At 59.8% G+C, this 25,371-nt stretch carries 24 protein-coding genes, 1 pseudogene and 1 riboswitch; of the genes and pseudogenes, 11 read left to right on the top strand and 14 right to left on the bottom strand.

The features are described from left to right. Nucleotides 1–12 precede the first annotated feature (12 nt). Nucleotides 13–1,149 carry a glycine cleavage system aminomethyltransferase GcvT gene (gene gcvT, locus ACSQ9D_RS08055; RefSeq protein WP_436281797.1) on the bottom strand — a complete coding sequence of 379 codons (1,137 nt, stop codon included), beginning with the start codon at nt 1,147–1,149 and terminating at the stop codon, nt 13–15. A 154-nt stretch (nt 1,150–1,303) separates the two neighbouring features. Then, nucleotides 1,304–1,395, bottom strand: a riboswitch (glycine riboswitch). 114 nt (nt 1,396–1,509) lie between these two features. Continuing rightward, nucleotides 1,510–1,779, bottom strand: a complete 270-nt coding sequence (locus ACSQ9D_RS08050; protein WP_037119185.1) for a hypothetical protein — start codon at nt 1,777–1,779, stop codon at nt 1,510–1,512. A gap of 119 nt (nt 1,780–1,898) precedes the next feature. Between ACSQ9D_RS08050 and crcB the strand changes: the two genes are divergently transcribed. The 7 genes from crcB (at nt 1,899) to ACSQ9D_RS08015 (ending at nt 7,409) form a co-directional block, all read left to right on the top strand. Next, the gene (gene crcB / locus ACSQ9D_RS08045; protein ID WP_436281796.1) at nt 1,899–2,276 is read left to right on the top strand and encodes a fluoride efflux transporter CrcB; all 378 of its coding nucleotides are present in this window, start codon (nt 1,899–1,901) and stop codon (nt 2,274–2,276) included. Nucleotides 2,277–2,366: 90 nt separating this feature from the next. Beyond that, nucleotides 2,367–3,362, top strand: coding sequence for an RluA family pseudouridine synthase (locus ACSQ9D_RS08040; RefSeq protein WP_436281795.1), 996 nt, complete (start codon nt 2,367–2,369; stop codon nt 3,360–3,362). Next, the gene (locus ACSQ9D_RS08035; RefSeq protein WP_436281794.1) at nt 3,359–4,027 is read left to right on the top strand and encodes an HAD-IA family hydrolase; all 669 of its coding nucleotides are present in this window, start codon (nt 3,359–3,361) and stop codon (nt 4,025–4,027) included. The genes ACSQ9D_RS08040 and ACSQ9D_RS08035 overlap by 4 nt, the downstream gene beginning before the upstream one ends. Further along, the gene (locus ACSQ9D_RS08030) at nt 4,020–4,805 is read left to right on the top strand and encodes an ATP12 family chaperone protein (RefSeq protein ID WP_436281793.1); all 786 of its coding nucleotides are present in this window, start codon (nt 4,020–4,022) and stop codon (nt 4,803–4,805) included. Before ACSQ9D_RS08035 ends, ACSQ9D_RS08030 begins: the two co-directional genes overlap by 8 nt. A 70-nt stretch (nt 4,806–4,875) precedes the next feature. Then, nucleotides 4,876–5,331: a hypothetical protein gene (locus ACSQ9D_RS08025; protein ID WP_037069776.1), complete on the top strand. Its 456-nt coding sequence runs from the start codon at nt 4,876–4,878 to the stop codon at nt 5,329–5,331. Between the two features lie 32 nt (nt 5,332–5,363). After that, complete coding sequence (locus ACSQ9D_RS08020; RefSeq protein WP_436281792.1) at nt 5,364–6,896, top strand: acyl-CoA carboxylase subunit beta; 1,533 nt, start codon at nt 5,364–5,366, stop codon at nt 6,894–6,896. 126 nt (nt 6,897–7,022) lie between these two features. Beyond that, the gene (locus ACSQ9D_RS08015) at nt 7,023–7,409 is read left to right on the top strand and encodes a DoxX family protein (protein ID WP_436281791.1); all 387 of its coding nucleotides are present in this window, start codon (nt 7,023–7,025) and stop codon (nt 7,407–7,409) included. Between the two features lie 10 nt (nt 7,410–7,419). On the opposite strand, the pseudogene sugE reads toward ACSQ9D_RS08015, so the two are convergent. The 11 genes and pseudogenes from sugE to ACSQ9D_RS07960 form a co-directional block, all read right to left on the bottom strand. After that, nucleotides 7,420–7,731, bottom strand: a pseudogene (gene sugE, locus ACSQ9D_RS08010) (quaternary ammonium compound efflux SMR transporter SugE); the annotation flags it as partial. 132 nt (nt 7,732–7,863) lie between these two features. Further along, nucleotides 7,864–8,697: an S-formylglutathione hydrolase gene (gene fghA / locus ACSQ9D_RS08005; RefSeq protein ID WP_436281790.1), complete on the bottom strand. Its 834-nt coding sequence runs from the start codon at nt 8,695–8,697 to the stop codon at nt 7,864–7,866. Further along, nucleotides 8,694–9,161, bottom strand: coding sequence for a YaiI/YqxD family protein (locus tag ACSQ9D_RS08000; RefSeq protein ID WP_436281789.1), 468 nt, complete (start codon nt 9,159–9,161; stop codon nt 8,694–8,696). Before ACSQ9D_RS08000 ends, fghA begins: the two co-directional genes overlap by 4 nt. A gap of 104 nt (nt 9,162–9,265) precedes the next feature. After that, complete coding sequence (gene gfa, locus ACSQ9D_RS07995) at nt 9,266–9,844, bottom strand: S-(hydroxymethyl)glutathione synthase (protein WP_436281788.1); 579 nt, start codon at nt 9,842–9,844, stop codon at nt 9,266–9,268. Nucleotides 9,845–9,948: 104 nt separating this feature from the next. Then, nucleotides 9,949–11,076: an S-(hydroxymethyl)glutathione dehydrogenase/class III alcohol dehydrogenase gene (locus ACSQ9D_RS07990; protein ID WP_436281787.1), complete on the bottom strand. Its 1,128-nt coding sequence runs from the start codon at nt 11,074–11,076 to the stop codon at nt 9,949–9,951. Nucleotides 11,077–11,209: 133 nt separating this feature from the next. Beyond that, nucleotides 11,210–12,478, bottom strand: coding sequence for a hypothetical protein (locus ACSQ9D_RS07985; RefSeq protein ID WP_436281786.1), 1,269 nt, complete (start codon nt 12,476–12,478; stop codon nt 11,210–11,212). Between the two features lie 100 nt (nt 12,479–12,578). After that, nucleotides 12,579–14,588 (bottom strand): acetyl-CoA carboxylase biotin carboxylase subunit, encoded by a 2,010-nt coding sequence (locus ACSQ9D_RS07980; protein WP_436281785.1) that lies wholly within the window; start codon nt 14,586–14,588, stop codon nt 12,579–12,581. 84 nt (nt 14,589–14,672) lie between these two features. Continuing rightward, nucleotides 14,673–15,380 carry a hypothetical protein gene (locus ACSQ9D_RS07975; RefSeq protein ID WP_436281784.1) on the bottom strand — a complete coding sequence of 236 codons (708 nt, stop codon included), beginning with the start codon at nt 15,378–15,380 and terminating at the stop codon, nt 14,673–14,675. Nucleotides 15,381–15,477: 97 nt separating this feature from the next. After that, nucleotides 15,478–16,356: a DMT family transporter gene (locus tag ACSQ9D_RS07970; protein ID WP_436281783.1), complete on the bottom strand. Its 879-nt coding sequence runs from the start codon at nt 16,354–16,356 to the stop codon at nt 15,478–15,480. 430 nt (nt 16,357–16,786) lie between these two features. After that, nucleotides 16,787–16,933, bottom strand: a complete 147-nt coding sequence (locus ACSQ9D_RS07965; protein WP_436281782.1) for a hypothetical protein — start codon at nt 16,931–16,933, stop codon at nt 16,787–16,789. 347 nt (nt 16,934–17,280) lie between these two features. Beyond that, on the bottom strand, nt 17,281–19,212 hold the full coding sequence (locus ACSQ9D_RS07960) for a helix-turn-helix domain-containing protein (RefSeq protein WP_436281781.1): 1,932 nt from the start codon (nt 19,210–19,212) through the stop codon (nt 17,281–17,283). 116 nt (nt 19,213–19,328) lie between these two features. On the opposite strand from ACSQ9D_RS07960, the gene ACSQ9D_RS07955 reads away from it, so the two are divergent. After that, a complete protein-coding gene (locus ACSQ9D_RS07955) occupies nt 19,329–20,552 on the top strand; it encodes an MFS transporter (RefSeq protein WP_436281780.1) in 1,224 nt (407 codons plus the stop codon). Nucleotides 20,553–20,561: 9 nt separating this feature from the next. Continuing rightward, a complete protein-coding gene (locus ACSQ9D_RS07950) occupies nt 20,562–21,953 on the top strand; it encodes an amidohydrolase (protein WP_436281779.1) in 1,392 nt (463 codons plus the stop codon). 434 nt (nt 21,954–22,387) lie between these two features. Here ACSQ9D_RS07950 and ACSQ9D_RS07945 read toward each other — a convergent pair whose 3' ends face one another. Then, nucleotides 22,388–23,263, bottom strand: a complete 876-nt coding sequence (locus ACSQ9D_RS07945; RefSeq protein ID WP_436281778.1) for a LysR family transcriptional regulator — start codon at nt 23,261–23,263, stop codon at nt 22,388–22,390. A gap of 100 nt (nt 23,264–23,363) precedes the next feature. Here ACSQ9D_RS07945 and ACSQ9D_RS07940 point away from each other — a divergent pair, with 100 nt between their 5' ends. Together ACSQ9D_RS07940 and ACSQ9D_RS07935 are read left to right on the top strand one after the other, a co-directional pair. Further along, a complete protein-coding gene (locus ACSQ9D_RS07940; RefSeq protein ID WP_436283790.1) occupies nt 23,364–24,446 on the top strand; it encodes an alkene reductase in 1,083 nt (360 codons plus the stop codon). Next, on the top strand, nt 24,446–25,345 hold the full coding sequence (locus ACSQ9D_RS07935) for an SDR family NAD(P)-dependent oxidoreductase (RefSeq protein WP_436281777.1): 900 nt from the start codon (nt 24,446–24,448) through the stop codon (nt 25,343–25,345). The genes ACSQ9D_RS07940 and ACSQ9D_RS07935 overlap by 1 nt, the downstream gene beginning before the upstream one ends. The last annotated feature ends 26 nt before the right edge of the window (nt 25,346–25,371 follow it).

Below are 25,371 nucleotides of genomic sequence, written 5' to 3'. Positions count from 1 at the left end.
CGGAAAAATGTTTCAGCGTTTGTAGGTCGGTGTAATAAAGGGAAGGGCACTGACGGTGACGGGCAGGTACTTGCCGCGCACCTCGGCGTAAACCTGCGTTCCAACGGCCGCCTGGGCGACCTTGACATAGCCCATTGCGACGGGATGTTCGACGGAGGGGCCGAAGCCGCCCGAAGTCACTTCGCCGATCTCAGACTTGCCTTCTGGATCCGCAAAAAGCTTCGAGTGGCCGCGAACCGGAGCCTTACCCTCAGGCTTCAGACCGACGCGGCGACGAGCTGCACCCTTTTCCAGCTCCGCCAAGATGCGGTCTGCGCCGAAAAAACCGCCGGCCCTTGCGCCGCCTGCCTTGCGGGCTTTCTGCATGCCCCATTCAAGCGCTGCTTCCACGGGCGTCGTCGTGGTGTCGATGTCGTTGCCATAAAGGCAGAGGCCAGCTTCGAGGCGCAAGCTGTCGCGGGCACCGAGCCCGATCGGCTGTACGTCCGGATGCTCGAGCAACCGCTTGGCGACATCCTCGGCCTTGTCGGTCGGGATCGAGATCTCGAAGCCGTCCTCGCCACTATAGCCGGAGCGAGAAACCAGACAGGATACGTCGTGCAGCCGGCAATGGCGCACGTCCATGAATTTCATCGCGGCGACATCGGCCCAGAGTTCCGCAAGCACTTCGACGGCGCGCGGTCCTTGGAGGGCGATCAGCGCACGATCGAGCAGGATGATGTCGCAGGTGTCGCCGATATGCTTCTGTAGGTGAGCAAGATCGGCATCCTTGCAGGCGGCGTTGACGACGACAAAGAGGTGATCGTCGAGATGGGTGATCATCAGGTCGTCTAGAATGCCGCCGTTGTCATCGGTGAAGAAACCGTAGCGCTGGCGACCTTCCGCAAGACCGAGGATATCGACCGGAACGAGGCGTTCCAGCGCAAGCGCGGCGTCCTCATACTTTCCCGATTTTGCCTTGATGACCACCTGGCCCATGTGGGACACGTCGAAGACGCCGGCCGACGTGCGGGTCTGGATGTGCTCCTTCATGACGCCAGCCGGATATTGCACCGGCATGTCATAGCCTGCGAAGGGAACCATGCGGGCGCCGAGCGACAGATGCAGCGCGTGAAGCGGAGTTTTCTTGAGGGCAGTAGTATCGTCCAACGACGCCTCCGGGGTTTGCGCCTGGAATTCCATGCGCGGGCTCAAATCTTCAGACGCGGTTGCGCCTTGCATTTCGAGCCCCCTCTGTCCCTGTGCCTGAGATTGTTATCCCTTCGGCGAGCGTTTCGAGAACGCTTCTCTCCAGAGTTCCGTCTGCCCCTTGCTGGTCCTTTGGCCTGAGAGTTTCCGGGGCGGTTGCTCCTTCGGCACTGGTCGCAGATGACCAGCTTCTCCCAACAAGGTCGGGGGCAATTATCTGGCCATGGCTGTACTTGGCAAGGGGGAATGTCGCCGCCGAACAAATTTTTGTCGCGTGGTCTTGAGGATAGACGGCTACGGGTGAGAGGAACCGGGCGACGTTTAGCTGTCGCTATAGAGTTCCAGTGCCTGTTTCAACCCGGCCTGCGGCTGCCGTTGCCCCATCGTCATCAGGTCCAAAGCGACTTCCGTCGATTGGATGATATTGGCCGGCTCTTCCACATCTTGGCCGCTCGCAACCCTGGTTTGACGGTCGGCAGTCCGGCGCGCCTCTTTTGCAGCCGTGCTTGCGGACACACGCTGCGGAATCCGGAGCGTTTCGAACGCTGCGGCGGCGGTGCTCGCGGAAATGGTGCCGACCAGGACTGTCATGAGGCCAGAATAAAACGTCGGATGTTCTTAACTGGCTAAATTAACTGCCAGCATTTTATGCATCTGGATCTTCCCTGTGGATGACTGGAATTTTCCGTGAGATGCTTTAGAGCAAATCCATGATTCAAGCCCTCCTTGTCGCCGTCGGCGGCGCAATCGGTTCCGTCCTCAGATATTATGTCGGCCAATGGGCCCTCAGGCTTGCTGGCCCGGCCTTTCCGTGGGGGACGCTGACAGTCAATGTCGTCGGATGCTTTGTCATCGGCGTGTTCGCGGAGATGATAGTGCGGCGCTTCGATGCGTCGCCGGAGATGCGCTTGCTGTTGATCACTGGCTTTCTCGGCGGATTCACGACCTTCTCGGCATTCTCGCTGGATGCCATTTCGCTCTTCGAGCGTGGCGCGGCGGTCTCCGGCGCAGTCTATATCGTCGCCAGCGTCGGCCTGTCGATGGCCGCGGTGATCGCCGGACTGGCGCTCATGCGCGCAACCTTGTGAGATTACGGTTTCCGTTTTCAGCGAAAATGCTCTAAAGCCAGCCGCAAAGGCCGCACAGCGCGCCTAAGACCATTTTCCGAAAGATGACGTATGGCGGGTATCGAACACAAGAAAGTGGAGCTGGACGAGGCGGGCATGCGGCTCGATCGCTGGTTCAAGGTGCATTTCCCGGGGCTCGGTTTCGGCCCACTCCAGAAGCTTCTGCGATCGGGTCAGGTCCGCGTCGATGGCGGACGCGTGAAAAGCGATACCCGCGTGCAGCCAGGGCAGGTGGTGCGCGTGCCGCCGCTCGATGTCGACGCCAAGTCGAAAAACACGCCGATCGCCGGCCATGATCTGAAACACGGGGGCGATTACGAGCTTCTGCAGCGCATGGTGCTGCATGAAGACGACAAGGTGATCGTCCTGAACAAGCCGGCCGGTCTAGCCGTGCAGGGCGGGTCTGGTGTGACGCGGAATATCGACAAGATGCTCGAAGCATGGACCAGCCCGAAGGGCGAAAAGCCGAGGCTGGTGCATCGCCTCGACCGCGATACATCCGGCGTCCTTGTCATCGCCCGCACCCGAGGCGCCGCACAGAAACTGACGGCAGCGTTTCGCGAGCGTGATACCAAAAAGACCTATTGGTCGCTGGTAAGAGGCGTTCCGCGCAAGCACGAGGACAAAATCTCGACCTGGCTGGTGAAGGAAGCGACCGCCGATGGCGACCGGATGCGTGTTGCCAAGCACGGCGAAGACGGAGCCGATCACGCGATTTCCTACTATCGCGTCCTGGAAACCGCCGCGCAGAACCTCGCTTGGCTTGAGATGGAACCCTATACCGGACGGACGCACCAGCTTCGCGTTCACGCGCTTCATATCGGTCACCCGATCATTGGCGACCCCAAGTATTTCATCGAGGATCCGAACTGGGATGTCCCGGGCGGTATCCAGAAGCGGCTGCACCTGCATGCGCGCAAGATCGACATTCCGCACCCCTCCGGCGGCCGACTGCGCGTCAGTGCACCTTTGCCGCCGCATATGGTGCAGACCTGGAACCTGCTCGGCCTCGATCTCGCATCCCAGGAAAGGGAAGACGAAGAATGAGGCTCGCACTCTTCGATTGCGACGGGACGCTGGTCGACAGCGCCGCGCTGATCCATGAGGTGATGGCGCGGACATTCGTGCATTTCGGCTATGACCGGCCTGATGTCTCGTTGACGAAGTCGATCATCGGACTGACGCTGGATATCGCGATTGCGCGGATGCAGGGCAAGCCTCACGTCGACGACGAAGCGATCGCAATGACGGCGCACTACAAGGCGATCTATGTCGGCGTTCGTGACGAACCTGGAATGGACGTACCGCTCTTTAGTGGCATCAAGCCGCTGATCGATGAGTTGGCGCGGAATGATGACATTCTGATCGGTGCGGTAACCGGCAAGTCGCGTCGCGGTCTCGTCCACGTTCTCGAAACACACGGTTTTGCACCACATTTTATCGTTTCGCGCACTGCAGACGACTGCCCATCGAAGCCACATCCAGCTATGGTAATGGAGTGCTGCAGCGAGGCCGGCATGAGTCCCGCCGATGCCATCGTCATCGGCGATGCCGTCTACGATATGCAGATGGCGAAAGCCGCAGGTGCCAAGGCCGTCGGTGTCTCGTGGGGCTATGCCAGTGTGGACGACCTGGTGGGTGCGGGTGCCGACAGCATTGTTTGCCACCCGAGCGATGTTTTGAAGCACTTTCCTGAGGTGAAGCATGCGTGATCTGTTGAACGACATAGCAGAGGGATTGAGCCATCCCGACCCGATCCGTCGCGCCCAGATCCAGATGAAGAAGCCATTGCCGAAGCGCTTCTATAAGACGGTCACAGTCGGGGAACTCAACGAAGGCCTTGCCATCGAGCTGGACGGCAAGGCTATCCGCACGCCAGCCCGCAAGCTGCTGGTCGTCGCGACGAAGCCGCTTGCGGAACTTTTAGTTCGAGAATGGGATGCGCAGGCCGACCTCATCGACCCTTCGACCATGCCCGTGACGCGGCTCGTCAACACCGCTATCGATGGGGTTGCACCCGACAAGCAGGCCGTCTTCGAAGACATTCTACGCTTCTCTTCGAGCGATCTCATCTGCTATCGCGCCGATGCGCCGCAAGCTCTCGTCGAGCGTCAGAAGGAGCTTTGGGATCCAGTGCTCGATTGGGCTGGCAATTCTCTCGGCGCGCGCTTCATCCTGATCGAGGGCGTCATGCATCGCGACCAGCCGCGCGAAGCTATTTCCGCGTTTTCCGCGGCATTGCGACGGCACGACAATGCGACTGTCCTGGCTGCCCTGCATACTATCACGACGTTGACCGGCTCCGCGCTGTTAGCGCTTGCCTTTGCCGAAGGCGTCCTGCCGGCAAAGAAGGTTTGGTCGCTCGCGCATCTCGACGAAGACTGGACGATCGAGCATTGGGGAAGCGACGAAGAATCCGAGGAACGGCGCGAGAAGCGCTTCGAGGACTTCAATGCAGCCGCTGACGTTTTTTTGGCCATGAAAGGCTGAAACATATTGCTTTGAGACTGGTTATCGCGAAAATCTGCGACTCTATCGGGGGCGGACGCGGATTTTCTGAATGAACTGGCTCAAGTCGTGCTTTTTTCGGGTTGCGCTTATCTGCATCGCCCTGGCCTCGTGCTCGATCTTCGCGAAGGAGCAGGCCGGACCCCTCTATGACGTGCGAAGCGCCGTCGTTGTCAGCCCACAGAAGATACCGCCGGCAATCCTTGCCGGCGTCGGTGATCGCGTAAATGCCGCCATCAACGCTACGGTGCGAACCGAAGTCTATCCGCGTGTCGTTTTGACGATCCGGATCCTTTACGTCGAAAAGGGCCAGGGCTTCGACAAGAGCCGGAATGTCGCGAAGGTCAGCATCGACGCCGCTTCCGTCGAGGATGGATCGGTCATCGCTGTCAGTTCGTTCGAAGTGACCAGCTTCTCCAACAGTCCCACGGCAGCCGACGAGATCCTTGCCGAGGATATCGCCGCCCGCATTCGTTCCGCTTTCTCGCTGCGCGCCGGACGCGCTTGAACCGGCCGCGGGATCCGCGGCAAGGGGTACCCATGAAGGAAATTCTCGAAGAACTTGAACGTCGCCGCGGCATTGCAAGGCTTGGCGGAGGCAGGGCCCGTATCGATGCCCAGCATCAGCGCGGCAAGCTGACGGCGCGCGAGCGAATTGATCTTTTCCTCGACGAAGATTCCTTTGAGGAGTTCGACATGTTCGTCGAGAATCGGTCCAACGACTTCGGGATGGACAAGACCCGAATTGCCGGCGATGGCGTGGTCACCGGCTGGGGAACGGTGAACGGACGAACCGTCTTCGTTTTTGCCAAGGATTTCACGGTGTTCGGCGGCTCGCTCTCCGAGGCGCATGCCGAGAAGATCATGAAGGTGCAGGATATGGCGCTCAAAAACAGGGCGCCGATCATCGGCATCTATGATGCCGGCGGCGCTCGCATCCAGGAGGGCGTTGCTGCGCTTGGCGGCTACGCCGAGGTGTTCCAGCGCAATGTGCTGGCGTCCGGCGTCATTCCGCAGATCTCCGTCATCATGGGGCCATGCGCCGGCGGCGACGTCTATTCGCCGGCGATGACCGATTTCATCTTCATGGTCCGCGACACGTCCTACATGTTCGTGACCGGCCCGGATGTGGTGAAGACAGTGACCAACGAGACCGTCACCGCGGACGAGCTCGGCGGCGCATCGGTGCATACGACCAAATCCTCGATTGCCGACGGCGCCTACGACAATGATGTCGAGACGTTGTTGCAGGTCCGCCGGCTGATTGATCTTCTGCCGCAATCGAACACCTCGCCGGTGCCGCAAATCGAATGTTACCAGTCGGTGACAGACACAGATGCATCGCTGGATACGCTGGTGCCTGCGAACGCAAACAAGCCGTACGATATCAAGGAATTGATATTGAAGACGGTGGATGAGGGCGATTTTTTCGAGATCCAGGCGAGCTTCGCCAAAAACATCGTGTGCGGGTTCGGGCGGATCGAGGGATCGACAGTCGGCTTCGTGGCAAACCAGCCAATGGTGCTCGCCGGCGTGCTCGACAGCGATGCGTCGCGAAAGGCGGCACGGTTCGTCCGCTTTTGCGACTGCTTCAACATCCCGATCGTGACGTTCGTGGACGTGCCAGGCTTCCTGCCGGGAACTGCGCAGGAATATGGCGGGCTGATCAAGCACGGTGCAAAGCTGTTGTTCGCATACGCGGAGGCGACGGTGCCGAAGCTGACGGTAATCACGCGCAAGGCGTTCGGCGGTGCCTATGATGTCATGGCATCGAAGCATCTAAGGGGTGACTTGAACTATGCCTGGCCGACGGCTCAAATCGCTGTGATGGGCGCGAAGGGGGCCGTCGAAATCATTTTCCGGAAGGACATCGCCGATCCCGAAAAGATCGCCGCGCACACGAAAATGTATGAGAACCGATTCCTTTCACCTTTCGTGGCTGCCGAGCGCGGCTATGTGGACGAAGTGATCATGCCGCATTCTACGCGCAGGCGGCTGGCACGTGGCCTCAAGATGCTTCGCAATAAAGACCTGAGCAATCCCTGGAAGAAGCACGACAATATTCCGCTTTGAGGAGACTAGAGTGGGGAAAGCTAAGAAAAATCAACAGGAAGTGATCGCCCGTCAGCGATCCGTGTCTTCATTCCTTTTGGCGAAGCGGCTAACGCTCCGCTGTCTTTACTCAAAAGGAGAGTCTACATGGAACGACTGAGCGCATACCAGCCCCACGCGCTTGCCGCCCTGCGCGTCATTGCAGCGCTGCTGTTCATCGAACACGGAACAATGAAACTTTTCGCGTTTCCGGCCGCACAAATGGAGGGGCCGCTGCCGCCATTGCTGCTGGTCGCCGCTCTGATCGAAGTCGTCGGTGGCCTTCTCGTCCTGATCGGCCTGTTCACGCGTCCGGTCGCCTTCATTCTGTCGGGACAGATGGCCGTGGCCTACTTCATGGCGCACGGGTCGAAAGCCTTCTGGCCGGCACTGAACGGTGGCGACGCAGCGATTCTGTTCTGCTTCATCTTCCTGTTCATCTTCTTCGCCGGACCTGGTGCTCTATCGGTCGACCAGCGCAAGGCCACCGCCTAACAGCGATAAACGCCGTAGCCTTCAAACCGGCAATCCCGGCGACAATCAGTGAAATGCAGAGCAGACGCGAGGCGGTGGCAGCATCGCCGAGCAGCCAAATGCCGAGCAACACGGTGCCAACACTACCGACACCGGTCCAAACAGCATAAGCCGTCCCGATTGGCAGCGTCTTCACGGCGATGCCCAGCAGCACGACGCTGACAACCATCGAAATGACAGTCAACGTCGTGGGTAGCGGGCGCGTGAATCCATCGGTGTATTTTAGGCCGATTGCCCAGCCGCACTCGAAAAGGCCGGCGAGAAAAAGCAGAAACCAAGCCATCGTTATCTCCATCCCGAGCGAAGACGTCCCCCATGCAGCGAGCTCCAGATAGGGCGCCGCTGACTTGGGATAGCGGTTCAATTCAGGTAGGAAACCACATGGCGGCGCTACCACCCGTTTCTTGCGCGCCCTTCAGGCAAGCCGTTCCGCATGCCACTTCAGATGGTCGTCCATGAACGTCGAGATGAAGTAATAGGAATGGTCATAGCGCTCATGCATGCGCAGGGTGAGCTTGATATCGGTGTCCTTGACGGCTTCTTCGAAGAGCCAAGGGCGCAAGCCATTCTCCAGGAAACCATCGGCCTTCCCCTGGTCGATCAGAAACTCGGGAAAACGTGCGCCGTCTGCTACCAAGGCGCAAGCATCGTATTTACGCCAGGCCGCAGGGTCTGGGCCAAGGTATTTTTCGAACGCCGGAGCCGACCAATCGGCGGTCGATGGCTCCGCGATCGGTGCGAAAGCCGAGCAGCTCTTGAAACGGTCCGGATTCTTGAGCGCAATGGTCATAGCGCCATGGCCGCCCATCGAGTGGCCGAAGATGCCTTGGCGGCTCATGTCCATGCGGAAGTGTTGGCTGACATGCGCTGGAAGCTCTTCGGTAATGTAGGTGTACATCTGGTACTTTTCGGACCAGGGCTCTTCGGTCGCGTCGAGGTAGAAGCCGGCGCCCTTGCCCATCTGCCAATTGGTGAGCTCATCGGGGACATCATTGCCGCGCGGGCTTGTATCCGGGCAGATGATAATCAGACCGAGTTCGGCGGCCATGCGCCGATACTCGCCCTTTTCCATAACGTTGGCATGCGTGCAGGTTAAGCCAGAGAGGTACCAGACAACCGGGCAAGGCTCCTTGATTGCCTTCGGCGGAACAAAGACTGCAAAGGTCATATCGCACTTGCAGGCTTCGGATTCGTGCGTGAAAACACCCTGCATGCCGCCAAAGGCGGTCGTCTGTGAAATGATGTTCATTCTTTACCGTTCGTTTTTGGAGTTAGCGCCTTGGCCCTGCGGCACAGGCGATCGAAAGTTTCGAGGAACCGCGAGCGATCCTTCGGGTTGAAGGCGGCATTGTAACCCTTGCTTTCGCCGGTTTCTCTCAAGTGAGCACCGAGATCGCGCATGGCACTGGCCATGCCGATATTCGTGTCATCGAAAACCCGTCCCGTCGGACCGCTGACAAGCGCGCCGGTCGCCACGCAGCGGACCGCGAGTGGGACATCTGCGGTGACGACCACGTCACCGGCGCCGGCACGCTCGGCAATCCAGTTGTCGGCGGCATCAAAGGAGGCCGAGACGAGGACATTGTGCACCATCGGGTCGCGCGAGGGGCGCAGGCCGGAATTGGCAACGAAGGTCACCTCGATGCCGTGGCGCTCGGCGACCTTGAGGATTTCCGGTTTCACTGGGCAGGCGTCTGCATCGACATAAATCATGAATTTCAATCTGCTTTGGCTGAAACGCTACGCGGCACCTGACGGGCGCGTAGCGGCGGTTCGTTCGGGTCTCATAATCTGACGGCTGCCATGCGTTCAAGACGTCAGGCTTCCGTCAGCGTGCCTGCCTTCTTCGCCACCCAGGTTGCGATGACGTCCATCAGCGTCGGGTTCAGGCAGTCATAGGGCGTGAGGCCGAGTTCGTTGAGGCGGCCGCGTACGCCTGCCATCGCCGAAGGCGGCGTGCCCGACTCGATGATCGAGGAGACGAAGGCCGCAAATGTCGGCTCCGGCCAGCCGCCTTCCTGGAAGCGTTCCGGATGGATGAAGTCGAGCCCTTTGAACGCATGGTCGCGCTCCACCGGTCCGTACATGTGGACGCCGCAGGCCTTGCAGGCGTGGCGCTGGATCAATGCATCCGGATCCACGACGTGCAGCTTGTCGCCATTTTCCAGCACGGTGACGTTTTCATGCGGGGTCACGGCGACGACTGAAAAAGCCGCTCCCTTCGGCTTCCAGCATTTCGTGCAACCGCAGGCGTGATTATGGGCGATGGTGCCTTTGATCGCGACCTTCACGGGGCGGTCGGTGCAAGCGCAGACCAGCGTGCCGCCATTGAAATTTGCCTGGCCTCTCTTCACGCCGCCGTCGAGGGCGGGGTGTATCGATACTTGACTTGGCATGTTCAGCTCCTCCTCCTTAGCTGCCCACGGCTCCCAAATCAGGATCAATTTGCGAAAAAGCCGCGGGCCATTTCAAAGTCGCGCCGCATTCCGTCGTCTTCTCGTCAATAAAGTACCACGCTTCGGATGCTTTCGCCGGAATGCATCAGCTCGAAGCCCTTGTTGATGTCTTCGAGCGGCATCGTGTGGGTGATCATCGGATCGATCTCGATCTTGCCCTGCATGTACCAGTCGACGATCTTGGGCACGTCGGTGCGGCCGCGGGCGCCGCCGAAGGCCGTGCCCATCCAGCTGCGGCCTGTGACCAGCTGGAACGGCCGGGTGGAGATCTCCTGGCCGGCACCGGCAACGCCGATGACGACCGACTTGCCCCAGCCGCGATGCGAAGCTTCCAGTGCCTGGCGCATCACGCGGGTGTTGCCGGTGCAGTCGAAGGTGTAGTCGGCACCGCCGATCTGGTCGGCACCGCGCTTCGTCATGTTGACGAGATAGGGAACGATGTCGTCGCCGACCTCCTTCGGATTGACGAAATGCGTCATGCCGAAGCGCTCGCCCCAGGCCTTCTTGTCGTTGTTCAGATCGACGCCGATGATCATGTCGGCGCCGGCAAGGCGAAGTCCCTGGATGACGTTGAGGCCGATGCCGCCGAGACCGAAGACGATGGCGGTCGCGCCGATCTCGACCTTGGCAGTGTTGATCACCGCGCCGATGCCGGTGGTGACGCCGCAGCCGATGTAGCAGATCTTGTCGAAGGGAGCGTCGGGATTGACCTTGGCAACGGCAATCTCCGGCAGCACCGTGTAGTTGGCGAAGGTCGAGCAGCCCATATAGTGGTGGATCTTGTCCTTGCCGATCGAGAAGCGCGAGGTGCCATCCGGCATCAGGCCCTGGCCCTGGGTGGCGCGGATCGCGGTGCACAGATTGGTCTTGCGCGACAGGCAGGAGGGGCATTCACGGCATTCCGGCGTATAGAGCGGAATGACATGGTCGCCCTTCTTCACCGAGGTGACGCCGGGACCGACATCGACGACGATGCCGGCGCCCTCATGGCCGAGGATCGCCGGAAACAGACCTTCCGGATCGGCGCCAGACAGCGTGAAGTCGTCGGTGTGGCAGATGCCCGTCGCCTTGACCTCGACCAGCACTTCGCCGGCCCGCGGTCCCTCCAGCTGCACGGTCATCACTTCGAGCGGTTTGCCAGCCTGTACGGCAACGGCGGCGCGAACGTCCATGTCAGGTGTCTCCTGCTGATTTGATTGCGCGGACCTTTGCACGCACGGCGCTGCCGGCTCAAGGAAAAACTGTCCGGGAGCGAGAGTTTCAGCCTCGAATACGCTGATTGCGCCAGCCACTGCGCGGCTTGCGTCAGAAGAGCTTTTCGGTTGCGAAAATAATGGCATAGCCATGCATGGCAATAGCCGCATAGAGACCGAAGGCAACGAGCATGCGCTCGCCATCCTTCATCTCGTCGAGCATCTGGCGCGGTTTGACCGAGCCGCCGCTGACGAGACTGACAAGCGTGAAGACGAGCAAGCCCGTCGACAGCATTTTCGCGGGCAAACCGATCTCGAATCCGATGCCGAGAATGCAGAGCGTTACCACGAAGCTGGCGGCTATCTGCGACCTTGGCGTACGAAAAATCTGCCGGAGGACCTGGCCTCCATCGAAGCGATGCATCGGCAGTAAATTCAGCAGATTGAAAGCACCGAGGATCAACATGAAAACGAGCAGAGGCGGCCGTGATGGCGAAGGCAGCAGGCCCGCGTCCGAAAGCTGCGTGGCGACGGCAAGGATCGGGACCAGGAAGGCCGACATTCCCGCGCCCATCAGCGCACAGGTTGCCACTTCGAACAACGACCGGTACGGCCTGCCGCCGATCGCAATGCCGCCAAGCAGCGGCACAAAGATCATCCTGACCGATGCATGGCCGAACATGCGATAAGCGGCCATATGGCCCAGCTCGTGCAGCGCTATGACCATCGTCAGGAACGTCGACAGCATCAGGCCACTCGCATTGAGCCCGAAGAACGGCCAGAGCAGCAGACTCGACAGAACCGCAAGACCGCCCTGGACCAGCGGTCGCTCGAAGTAACCCTGCGGCAGGGATTCGCCCGTCTTCAACCATCCGTCCAGCGCCTGCATTTCACGGCGCAGGACAAAATAGCGAAACATCAGGAAAGCCAGTCCGCGATAGCGGTCGGTCTGCTCGACCTCCAGCAAGGCACCATCCGATGTCGGTCGAATGATGCGCCGCTCCCGGTAGTCATTCCAGAATGCGGGGTCCAGCGTGCTGTCATCAATGATGCGAGACTGGAACCCGCGGGCGTTCTTCGCGACGTATGGCAGCGGTTCAAGTGCGAGAAGTCTGCGTGACGGCGCGCCGTTCTTGTCGAGATGCCGGTAGGTTTGCTCCACAATGCCACGGCGATTGGCGAGCGCGCGACTGCTGATGACCGAGTGGTGCCAGGATGCATCGGGACCGGCGGGATTCATCGCCTTCCAGAGTATATCGGGGGAGCATCGATAGATCCGGCCAAGGCAGATGGTTCTACGCCCCAGCGGAGCGCGCATCAAAAGCCAGAGAAGGCCAAGATTTATGATCAGCAAGAGGACCGCCGATTGCAGCGCCGACATTTGCTACCTCCATCCAGCATCCGACCGGGGAGGTGCAACGATAGGCAATCAGCGGTTAACAAAACTTAACCGGCGCGACTGCCGGCAGTATCGGCGTTCGTCACGCAAACTCGAGTATCACGGCATCGACAGCTAGGCTCTCTCCCGGCTTGGCGTTTATTTTGCTGACGACGAGATCGCGTTCGGCGCGGAGAACATTCTCCATTTTCATGGCCTCGACCACGGCAAGCGTTTCACCGGCTTTGACTTCCTGCCCCTCGACTACGGCGATGGAAACGACGAGACCGGGCATCGGGCAGAGCAGCAGCTTCGACGTATCCGGTGGCAGCTTGACCGGCATCAGTCTCTCGAGCGCGGCATGACGCGGCGTCAGCACCTTGGCTTTCAGGGATATTCCTTGCCAGTCCAGCCGAAGACCGTTGAGAATAGGACGGATCTGCGCAACCACGCTCTGGCCCGCGACATTGCCGCGCCACACGGCGTCGCCAGGTCTCCAGTCGGTGACGACGTTAAAAATCTTGCCGCCGATCTCGATGTCCATGTCGAACGGGATCGTCACGAGCCCGTCCACCAAACGCGCATCCACGTAGCTGTCACCGAGCCTGACGGTCCATTCCGCCCGGCTCGCGCCCGACGGGGGGCGCAACCTGTCGGCGAAACGCTCCCTGCGGTTGGCTTCAATGAGAGACGCTGAAACAGCGACTGCCGCCAGGAGGGCCTCCTGACCCGCATTCGGCGCCACCGGGGCAAAGCCGTCCGGGTACTCCTCGGTGATGAAACCAGTCGACAGACGTCCTTCGCGCCAGCGAGGATGCTTCATCAGTGCAGCAAGGAAGGGGACGTTGTGTTCGATCCCATCGACAACGAAGCCGTCGAGTGCCTCGCCCATCGCTTCGATCGCCTCCAGGCGCGTCGGCGCCCAGGTGCAGAGCTTTGCGAGCATCGGATCGTAATACATCGAGATCTCGGCACCCTCGAAGACGCCGGTGTCGTTGCGCACAATGGCGCTTCCGGATTTGCCTTCAGCAGGCGGTCGGTATCGCGTCAGGCGCCCGATAGACGGCAGGAAATTGCGGTAGGGATCCTCGGCGTACAAACGGCTCTCGACGGCCCAGCCGTTCAGCTTTATGTCGCTTTGCGCAAACGGAAGCCTCTCACCGGAAGCAACGCGGATCATTTGCTCGACCACATCGATGCCGGTAACCAGTTCGGTGACTGGATGCTCGACCTGCAAGCGCGTGTTCATTTCCAGAAAATAGAAATTGCGGTCACGATCGACGATGAACTCCACGGTGCCGGCGCTTTGGTATTCCACAGCGCGGGCGAGTGCGACGGATTGCTCACCCATCGCCGTGCGGGTCTTAGTATCGAGGAAGGGCGAGGGTGCCTCTTCGGCAACTTTCTGGTTGCGGCGCTGGATCGAGCACTCGCGCTCACCGAGATAGACCACATTGCCGTGTGCGTCCGCGAGTACCTGGATCTCGATGTGACGGGGTTCGACAACATATTTCTCGATGAAGACGCGGTCGTCGCCGAATGAGCTCTTCGCCTCCGAACGAGCCCGATCGAAACCGTCGCGCACTTCCGCCTCGTTCCAGGCAATGCGCATGCCCTTGCCGCCGCCGCCGGCCGACGCCTTGATCATGACGGGATAACCGATCTCGGCGGCGATCTTTTCGGCGTGCGATGCATCCTCGATCACGCCGAGGTAGCCAGGGACGGTGGAGACCTTGGCGGCGTTGGCAAACTTCTTCGACTCGATCTTGTCGCCCATCGCCATGATGGCCTTCGGCTTTGGACCGATGAAGACAATGCCTTCCTTCTCGAGTGCCTCGCAAAACGATGCCCGTTCAGACAGAAAGCCGTAGCCGGGATGGACGGCTTCCGCACCCGTCTGCTTGCAGGCAGCGATGATCTTATCCGTCACAAGATAGCTTTCGGCGGCCGTCGCAGGTCCGATATGAACGGCCTCATCAGCCATTTCCACATGGAGTGCATCCCGATCCGCATCCGAATAGACCGCGACCGTCGCAATTCCCATACGGCGCGCGGTCTTGATAACGCGGCAAGCGATCTCGCCGCGATTCGCGATCAGGATTTTCTTGAACATGGAGACTCCACCCAAAACATGCGTTCCGGAGTTTTACGCATAAACACCGGAACGCACAATCAGCCGAAAAAATATCGGCGGGCATCAGGCGACCGCGGTTTCGCTTTCGAAGCTATCATCCACGATCCTGAGCCAGCGGCTGCGGCGGGGGGGCTCGGCATAGTCAACGAGTTGTAGCGCCGAGAGAATGTCTGCCCAACGCGGGTGATTACCGACGGGCAGCGTCGCCTCGGCGACCTGCATCAGGACGCTCCAGGTGAGGGGCGGTGCCTTGATGACGCCGGCATCGCTTACGCCGCGCAGAACCCGCATCACGTAGTCGATGTCCTGGCGGGTGATGCCCTTTCGATCGATCGCACGAGATAGCTTGTAGCCACCGATGTTTTCCACCAGGGCAAGACGCAACTGGTCGAGCGCGAAGGCGCGCAGCTCATCCGGCACGTTCGCCGAGATCTCCATTGCGTGCAGAACCAATTCGAGCTCGATCGCCGAATTGACCACGCCATCGGTTGCGACCATGCGCATGAGCCAGGCCACATTGATCTCGTCGAGAGACCCTTGAGGATAGGTGTAGTTGACGATGAAACCGGCGAGCTGCTCCACAAAGAAGGAGTTCCACTCCGGGCATTTTTCGGGGCAGGAATTGTTCAGCGCCAACATGGCGACCACGTCGTCCGCGGTGCGGATGCCTTCCGGGAAGGTGTGCTTGCGCAGCAGACTTATGTCTTCGGCCGTCAGCCGATGCTTCCCGGCAATCACACATGCCGGAAAAGCAAGACGGAATTCGCTCATCTTTTGTCTCCAAACCTCATCATGAGGCCGAAGGCCCTTCTACCGCGAGCGAATTGATGATCCCTCAAGAAGCAGTGTTAACGGCGCGCTCAATCAGTCACGACGTTTTTAACGATCGCGCCTGCACGCGCTCCCGCCAGATGATGAAGAGACCGGAAGCGACGATGATCAGGATACCGATCCACTTCGAAAAGTTCGGAAAATCGCCGAACAGCGCGTAGCCGAGCACCGTTGCGGAAATGATTTCGAAATACTGGAAGGGTGCGAGTAGCGACAGCGGTGCCAGCCGGAAAGCTCGTACGATGACCATATGAGCATAGCCCGAAATGGTCCCAAGGATCAGCAGCAAAGCAAGCGCCCACGTAGAGGAAGGCAAGGAGGGGTGAAAATCGCCGACGCCGAGCCCATTGCCCATGGTCAATGCGGCGGCCATGAAGGCGGTGCCGCCGATACCCGCCATCGTCTGCATCGTCAGCGGTGAATCGGCATCGCCGATCGCCCGATTCAGAAAGAGATAAAGCGAGTAGAGGAAGGCACAGAAAACAGGCAAGAGTGCTTTCAGGCCGAAAATCTCGTAGCTCGGCTGGATGACGATCATTGCGCCACCGAAACCGACGGCGATCGCCATCCACCGACGCCAGCCGACCTTGTCGCCGAGGAAGATCGCCGACAGCGCGGTGAGCATGAGGGGCTCGACGAAATAGATCGCGAAGACGTCCGCGAGCGGCATGTATTTCACGGCAACGAAGAAGAGGAGACTGGCTGCTCCGTGGAGGACCCCGCGCAGAAGATTCATCCAGGGCCGCTTTGCATGCAGTGCCTTACGGCCGAAGATCAAGAACAGGAACGGCAGGGTGCAGACGAGCTGGAAAAAGAACCGGTAGAATGTCACCTGGCCGGGCGACATTGCCTCGAAGGTCGCCATGTATTTGGCGATTGCGTCCATCGCCGGCAGCACGAGCATCGCGCCCACCATCAGGGCCATTCCCTGAAGAGGATTTTGGTGTTCCGGAGGATTGCGCATCGGTGAGATTCTACATTCGGTTCAGGGGGCTATACCGAAAGTCACCCGCTTGGTGAAGGGGCGGAATCAGCCGAAGGAACCGAAGCCGGGTGCATAGTCCCCCTGCGGATGTCGGGTGGAGCCTTCCCGGAGCGACAATAACAAACGCCTGATGGAGCGTCGCAGTATCGCCTTGGTTAGGGCCTCGATGCAAACGGAGGGAAATTCCCTGCAAGTCAGTCAAGCCATGACACGCGATGTTCGCGTTACAAATTCAGATCAATCGATAGGTGCAGTCCGGCAGCGGGCACGGTAAGAACGGCGCGGAAGCTGTTTGACGGCAGAGTATTCCCAAGGTGACCAACGCCGCGTTGTACGTCTGCGAGGTCAACGGCCACCGTGGCTAGGCCGTCGCGCTCGCGTCCTGCAAAGTTCGCTGCGAGGATGCCGCGTTCGCTTGAGACACACCGAAGCGAACGAAGATCTTGGCGAGCAGCGATTTCGGCTCTTCGCAGCAGATCGGCGTCGATCTGTCGGAGCCGCCGGTCATCCGGTCATTCCTTCGGCGCCTGCGCGCCACATGCTTGCCTGCGACAACCCAATCGCGAGGCTGCACCTCTGCAGACGGGCTTTATACCGGCGAGCTTTCGAGGACGTCGGTGAAAGCCTGCGCGATCTCGGCCCTTGACCCGGGGAATTGCGGCCGGGAACGTGTTCGACACATATCAGCGGCATCGACTTGTAACGCCCGTTGCAAATAGGTCGGACCCTGCCGGTCTCGAGGATCGACAGCCGCCCTTTCTTCGAGGGATTTAAGACGAGCGACAACGCGATCCGGTGCCGTTGCCTGAGCCTGAGGGCGTTTCAAACCACGTCGCCTTCCGCCGCACCTAGGCACTATGCGCTCTCGGGAGACGTCGTTTCCCCTAAATATTCGGCGTGGATTTGGCATGCGAGACTGAGTAGCGTGAAGTCGCTCGCATCGGCGATGTTGCGGCCCGTGACCGCTTCGATACGCTGAAGGCGTTGATAGAGGGTGTTCGGGTGAATGCCCAAAGCCTGAGCGCTACGCGTTACCGACTTTCCCTCCTGAACGTAACGCAAAAGGGTTTCACGAAGGACGCGATGCCTCGGGTCCGAAACGAGGGCCGCTAGGATGTTGTGGGCGAAGGCAAGGACGTCCTGCCGCGCCTGTCCTTTCAGAAGTAGCTCCAGTCCCATTTCGCGGTATCGGAGAAGTCCTGCACGGCCACGGCGTGAAAGCGCTTCGGCGGCCTGCGAGGCGAGGTCCTGCGAATTGAAATGATGCTCGTTTGCGTCATAGATCTCACTCGCTCCAATGGAGATCGACAGCCCGGTCGCCACGTTCGAGACTGCGTTGAGATTGCGTTCGAGCGCTGCGGTGGTGGACGCGGAGACAAGCATGACCACCTGTTCGTTCTCGTGGAAGATCAGCGCATTCGGTGTGGTCATCGCCTGCTGCAGATCGGATTCCAGCTTGTACAACGATAAGACGGTGTTGGTCTGATCCGTTATTCGAGGGGCCGGAGCGACGAAGATCTGGTGGAGGCGGTCAAGCCTGAACCCGAAATGAGTCCCGCGACCCTCGGACTCCAGCCCAGTCGACAGGGCCTCGAAGTGCGCTTTCTTGCGCGCGTTCAAAATGTCCATCCGCGACATGTCCCGCACGAAATCCAGCGCGACGAATGCACCCAGCGTACCGAAAAGCGCGCGATGAAAGCCTGAATCTCCTGAATGTCGAAAGTGGAAGTGGCCGACCGGCGCCTCCGCGACTTCCACCGATTGGCACAGCGTTTCATCCCCGTCGGTCCAATCGGGGGATCGATAGTCGACGCCCAGCACGTTCTCAAACCGGAACTCTAGATGGAACAGTTCGGACACGGCGCGGAGTTGCTCCATCAGTCCGTCGCCGGTGGAAAAGATGCGCAGCAGCGCCTCGTGCAACTCGACGGCGCGATCTAATTCTGCGTTCTTTCGTGCGAGATCGCTGCGCATCTGTTCGAGTCGACGCGACGTTTCGACGGCGTTCTTATAGGCCAGCGAGCGTTGATAGGCGACTGCGATCTGCGCTGCAAGGGATTCAAGAACGGTCCGATCGAAGGCCGAAAAGGCTCCGTCTTGTGAGAAGGATAGTGTCGTCAACGTGCCCAGGCATTTCCCTTCGACTACCACCGGCACACAGAGTAGCGCGTTCGCGATCTGGGACCGCTCCATGAAGGACTGGCTTTCCGGACGCATTACGCGATGGGCATCGATGATGTTTTGCCTGCCGTTGTGCAGGGCGGGCCGACCGGTCGTGAACACCTCGCCAGAAACGGATTCGTTCGGCTGTAGGCGATAGTGCGTGTAGTCCTCAGACAGGCCTTCATGCGAGACGGGAACAAGATAGCCGCTTTCCTCGTCGAACAACCGAAAGACGCCGGCATCGCAATGCGGTAGCACATTCATCACTTCGCGAAGCACGTTGTGGACGATCTCGTTCTCGTCCAGTGAATTGATCACCGCAGAATTGACCGATGCGAGCTTCCTGAAGGTCTCGGTCTGAAGCTCGATCACGGCGCTTTGGACGGCCTGTAGAATACGCACAGCCGCCCGATCTCCTTCATCGTCGCAGATTTCGAACTTCGATCGTCTTGCCGTGAAATAGGAATGATCGACGACCAGGTGAAGTACGTCGCCGACGCGTTCTATTGAGTGCCTGATCGAGGCGGGCGCATCGTCCGCGTCGGCCTCGACATCCTGCACGCGCAACCCGTATGGCCGTGCGAGTTCAGATAATTCCGGGTGTGAAAGCAGATCGATCCTCAATGCGATCCTCCATGGAAGAGAACACACTTTATTTCCGACAAATATGTGTACTTCAACATAGGATATTTGGGAGGTGGTGTCACAAAGGCGTAAAGATCAAAAAGGGGAACTACGTCATGCTATCAAGCATAAAACGACGCCACATCATCATAGGAATGCTGTTTGTCTGCTGGGTCGTCGGCTTCATAGACAAGACTGCGATCAACATCGCAATTATTCCAATCAGCGAAGAGTTCGGCCTTAGCTCCGACCACCAGGGCATGATCATCAGCGCGTTCTTCCTGACCTACTCGATGACCCAGTTGATCGGCGGCTATCTGGTGGACCGGTTCGGTTCTCGCCGAGTCCTTAGTTCGGCCGTCGCAATCTGGTCGTTGGGTACGATGGCGTCCGGCGTCGTAACCAATGCCATCGGATTGGCGGCTGCACGTGCCGCGACTGGCGCCGGCGAAGCGGTATTCCCCGCAGGCGGATCGGTTGCCATCACTGAGCACTTTGAGAAATCGCAGATGGCTCGCGCGAAGTCGGTGCTGCAATCGGGAGCCTCGGTTGGCTTCGCCGTCGGCTCGATCGTCATCACCGCACTGATCGCGGCTCATAGCTGGCGCATGATGTTCTTCGTACTTGGCGTCGTCGGACTTGTCCTCTCCGCCGCACTCTACATCATCATGAAGCCGGTATCCGCGCCCAGGGTCGCGAAGGACGCAAGGCAGAAGGTCTCGGAAAAGAAGCGCGTAGGCGCGCTGTTGAGGAATTCCCTGACCTGGAAGGTCACCGCAGTCTACTTCTTCACCAACATCGTGTTCTGGGGCCTCCAGTCCTGGCTGCCTTCCTACTGGGTGAAGGTGAAGGGCATGAGCATGGTGGAGATGGGCGCCTATTCCATGATCCCGCCGGCGCTCGGGTTCGTCTCGTTCCTCACCTGCGGCTGGCTCCTGGACCGCTTCTTCCACCAGAAGGAGAAATATCTCATTTGCATCGGTTCGGCGGTGTCCGCAGTGTTCATCTACCTGATGGCGAACGCGCAATCCATTCCGCTGGCTTTCGCCTACCTTTCAGTCTCGAACGTCTTCCTGAATGCGATTTCGATCAGCGTGTTCGTGAGCATCATGAAGCATTTCCCGCAGAACTCCGTTGGCACGGCCACGGGCCTCATCAACTCGCTGGCTCAGCTCGGTTCGTTCATCTCGCCAATGCTCATCGGTGCGGTGCTGTCGGCGACCGGCCAGAACTACGGCATCGCGTTTTCGGTCCTCGTCGGCTGCGCAGTGATCGTCTGCGCCATTGCCGCCACGTTTCCAGCCATCCAAGGCAAGAAGCCAGTCGAACAGACCGCCTAAAGGAAGACCATGACCTATATCGACATTATCGAGCGGGCAATCGCCGCGCACGCCGCCAACCTGACATCCGTATCGGACGCGATCTGGTCGTTCGCGGAGATCCGCTACGAGGAGACGAAATCCGCGACGCTTCTGGCCGACGAACTGGAGAAGGCCGGCTTCGTCGTTAGCCGGAACGCTGGCAACATTGAAACTGCATTCGTCGCCAGCTACGGGGAGGGCCATCCTGTCGTTGCGATCCTCGGCGAGTTCGACGCCCTGACCGGGCTCAGCCAGAAGGGTGGCGTCGCAAGTCACGATCCCATCGTCGAAGGTGGAAATGGGCACGGCTGTGGTCACAACCTGCTGGGCACAGGAGCGCTAGCCGCGGTGCTGGCGCTCAAAGCCTGCAAGGACGAACTGAATCTTGGAGGCACCATTCGCTACTACGGCTGCCCGGCCGAAGAGGGCGGTGGAGGCAAGGCGTTCATGGCGCGGGCGGGTTTGTTCTCGGATGTTGACGTGGCTTTCACTTGGCATCCATGGGACGAGAACCTCGCCTACAACGCGAGGATGCTGGCCACCAACCAGGTTTACTTCACCTTCAAGGGCACAAGCGCCCACGCAGGGTTTGAGCCACACTTGGGTCGTTCCGCGCTGGATGCGGTCGAGTTGACCAACGTCGGCTGCAACTATTTGCGCGAGCACATCATTCAGGATGGCCGCATCCATTATGCGATCACGGACACGGGCGGGCGCGCGCCCAACGTGGTCCCGTCGAACGCTCAGGTGCTCTACAAGGTTCGCGCGCCTCGAATGGACCAGGTTCGCGACATCACCGAAAGGGTGAAGGACGTCGCACGCGGTGCCGCGTTGATGACGGGAACCGAACTGGCAATCACCTTTGATGCGGCCTCGGCCGACCTCGTCCCGAACGTCACCCTCGCCAGGATGATGCACGAGGAATTCGAGAAGATCGGCGTCGTCAGCTTCTCGAACAGTGAGAAGGATTTCGCGGCGGCCATTCAGCAGACCTTCTCCGCAGAGGTGCAGGCGCGGATCGCCAATCGCGGAAAGATCATGTCCGAGGATTTGAATGCCTTTCAGGAGAAGCCGACGTTCCTGCACGGGTCGACGGACGTGGGCGACGTGAGCTGGCTGGTTCCAACCGGGCAGGTCTATGTCGCGACGGAGGCATATGGCACTCCGCCGCATACGTGGCAGATCGTGGCTCAGGGGACCTCCGGCTATGCCCACAAGGGAATGCTGCAGGCTGGTAAGGTGCTGGCGGCGTCCGCGCTGCGGGCGCTCACCGATCCGCTATTGATCTCGGCCGCCAAGGTCGAGCATCGCGAGCAAGTGGGCGCGGCGAGCTATGTCCCGCTAATTCCCGCGGACGCAACACCGCAACGTCTGCGCTGAAACGATGGGCCATACTGACGAGTAGGAGCCCGAAACCACCTGCAGCCTGCGAGAACCGCCGTCGTCGCGACCACGGCCACATTTTTCTATTCATCATTCGTCCTCCTAATTTATCGGTGAGTTTCCACCCGGAGCCGAACGAGACTGTCTGCCACAAGTCCGTACTCGTCAGGTTCGAGTTTCTCCTCTCCCGCATCCGGATGCGAGGTCGTTAGCTCAATCGTCTGGTCTTTCTCCACTTCGGCGAGGACGAACGGTACTGGACCTTCGTGCTGCTTGAAAAAGAGCTAGGACGTTGTTCCGATTTTATTCGTTGCCGGTGGTTGCGAGAGAGCCGCGGCAATTTCGTGCCGCCGACGTCGACCCCTTGCAACACTTTCTGCCCGCTACGGTCGGAGATCGGCGACATATGGTATTGGCCGACGCCATCCCGGTCAGATTTCCCGAAGCCTTTCCTTGACGAAGTCTATGAAGCGCTGGGTCTTCGCAGGTAGCAACCGTGTCTCCGTGACCGCGTAGATCGGTTGCGCCATGCCCTGCCACTCCGGCAAGATTCGCTGCAGTCTTCCAGCAGCAACGTCGTCGGCGACAATCCGTTCGGGAAGGAATGCAACTCCCATCTCCAGAACCGCTAGCTGCCTGATCATCGAGACGCTGTTCACACGAAAGCGGCTGCCGACCTTGGGATCGGCGGTGCCCGTAGCGGAATGTACGGGCCAGCGAGGCATGGTGGGCATCGTCAGACACTGGTGCTGCTCGAGATCAGCGGGTGTCGAGGGTTCGCCGTTGACCTGAAGATATCCGGGTGCAGCGTAGAACTGTGCGGAGATCCGCGTGATAACGCGGCTGATGAGCGTTGCGTTTTCGGGCGCTCTCATTCGGATCGCCAGATCGAACGGCTCTCCGACGAGGTCGACATTGCGCGGGGTCAGATCGAAGTCGAAGCTGATCCCAGGGTAGAGCGCCGCGAACTCCGGTAGCAACGGCGCGATGTACGTCGTCGCGAAATCTACCGGCAACGAAACCTTCAGAACGCCCGTAGGCTGCGCGACCATGTCGCCCAACTCCTCATAGGCAATTCGAGCTTCCTCCACGATGCGGCTGCAGCGCTCGTAGTAGAGCTGCCCGGCTTCGGTAAGTTCGATTTTGCGGGTGGTTCGGTTGAGCAACCTCAGTCCGATGCCTTCCTCGAGGAGAGCGATCCGACGCGAAAGGGTCGAGTTCGGCATTCCAAGAGCGTCGGCAGCACGGCGGAAATTCCGTGTCTTCACCACCTCGACGAACAGCGCCATGTCGTTCAGGTAATCCAAAACATTGCTCCACTGGATGGATAATGATTCTCATTTTCTTATGGTTATCCCGCTGGATGAGCAAGTCCATATGAGGGTGACCAACGAAGGAAAAACGGCAATGAGCGATATCTTTACACCGGTCACCCTGGGCGGCATTGAACTTCAGAACCGACTCGTCATGGCTCCCATGACCCGGTCACGTGCGAACGCCGACGGGACCCCGAGCAAACTGGCCGCCGAGTACTACGCGCAGCGGGCAAGCGCGGGCCTGATCGTCACCGAAGGCACGCAACCTTCCGACGATGGGCAAGGTTATCTTACGACGCCGGGCATCTACACGGACGCCCACGTCGAAGGATGGAGGAAGGTCACCGGCGCCGTCCGTCACAAGGGTGGACGCATCTTCGTTCAGCTCATGCATGCGGGCCGCATGTCGCATCCCGACAATACGCCGCATCATCGTCAGGGAGTAGCGCCGTCGGCCATTGCACCGGGCGTTCCCATGTTCACGCCCACGGGCATGCAGGACATTCCTGCACCCCGGTCCATGACAACGGATGAGGTTCGTCAGACTGTGGCCGACTTCCGTTTCGCCGCCCGTCGCGCGGTCGAGGCCGGAGCGGACGGCGTCGAAATTCATGGCGCGAACGGTTATCTGATTCAACAGTTTCTAGCCCCCAGCGCCAACACCCGCACCGATGAATACGGTGGCTCCATCCAGAACCGTTCCCGTTTCGCAGTGGAGGTCGCGAAAGCGATCGCGGAAGAGATCGGCGCCGACCGCACCGCCATCCGCCTGTCGCCCGGCATCACGATGTGGGGTATCGACGAGGGCGTCGAAGGACCCGCCCTCTACCAGCACTTGGTCGGCGAACTCGACACGCTAGGACTGGCATACCTCCACATCATGCACAGCGGCGCCGAGGAGCAGTTGGCGGACGTCCGCGGACTTTGGCATCGGCCCCTGATCATCAATAGACCCGGACGTCCTCGGGATCAGATCGGCGCAGACATAGCCACAGGATTGGCCGATCTCGAATCCTATGGCCAGATGGTGTTGGCGAATCCGGACTTCATCGATCGTCTGAAGGTTGGCGCGCCGATGAACGAGGCTGACCGTAGCACGTACTTCGGTGGGACGGAGACAGGTTTCACGGACTACCCCACCTTGGCCGATGCCGCAGCGCAGGAGGCCGTCTGATGAAGCGCGACAGCTCGATCACGTGGCGTCGCGTCGAGAAGAATTCCCTGGATCTGACTGGACTTAACGTGGCCGTCATAGGGGGGACAGGCGGTATCGGCCGCTCGTTGGCCCAGGACTTTGCCAAGCAGGGCGGCGATGTTCTGGTCGTGGGACAGACTTTCAGGGACGCGAAGACGAAGAACATCAGCTTTCTGAAGGCCGATCTCAGTCTCCTCGTGGACGCGAAGCGTGTCGCGGATGAAATGCCAGTCGAGAAGCTTGACCTCGTCGTCATGACGACGGGGATCATGGCCGGCCCGAAGAGAGAGGTCACGGCAGAGGGCATAGAACGCGACCTGGCAGTCAGCTACCTCAGCCGGTACGTCATCCTCAACGCGATCGCCCCACGCCTTGGGAAGGCTCGCTCCCAACCGGGCATGAAGCCACGGGTGTTCGTTATGGGCTTTCCCGGTTCGGGCCAGTCGGCCGATGAGGCGGACCTGAATTCGGAGAAACGCTACGGCCGCATGAAGGCCCATATGAACACGGTCGCAGGCAACGAGGCTTTGGTGCTGGACGTTGCACGGCGCTTTCCCGACATCGACGTCTTCGGACTGAACGCAGGCTTCGTAAAAACGGGCATCCGGGGGAACCTCTTCGGGTCCAACAAGCTTATTCTAAAGATCATCGAGGGACTGACCGGCTTCATGACGATCGACCCGGAGGTCTACTCGACAAGAATTGCACCCATGCTCGTGTCGCCGGATCTGGAAGGGCTTAGCGCGGCGATGTTCAACAACCAGGCGGAGGCGATCCTACCGAGCAAGAACGTCGCCGACCCATCCTACATCCGCGCCGTTGTCGGCGCGTCGGACAGACTGGTGGGATCGATCCTGACGACCGATCGACGAACGTAGGTACCGCGGGGAGAACCCGATGAAAG

This window comes from Rhizobium sp. LjRoot258 (genome assembly GCF_964254185.1).
Lineage (GTDB): Bacteria > Pseudomonadota > Alphaproteobacteria > Rhizobiales > Rhizobiaceae > Rhizobium.
This window is presented reverse-complemented; position numbering and strand designations above follow the sequence as displayed.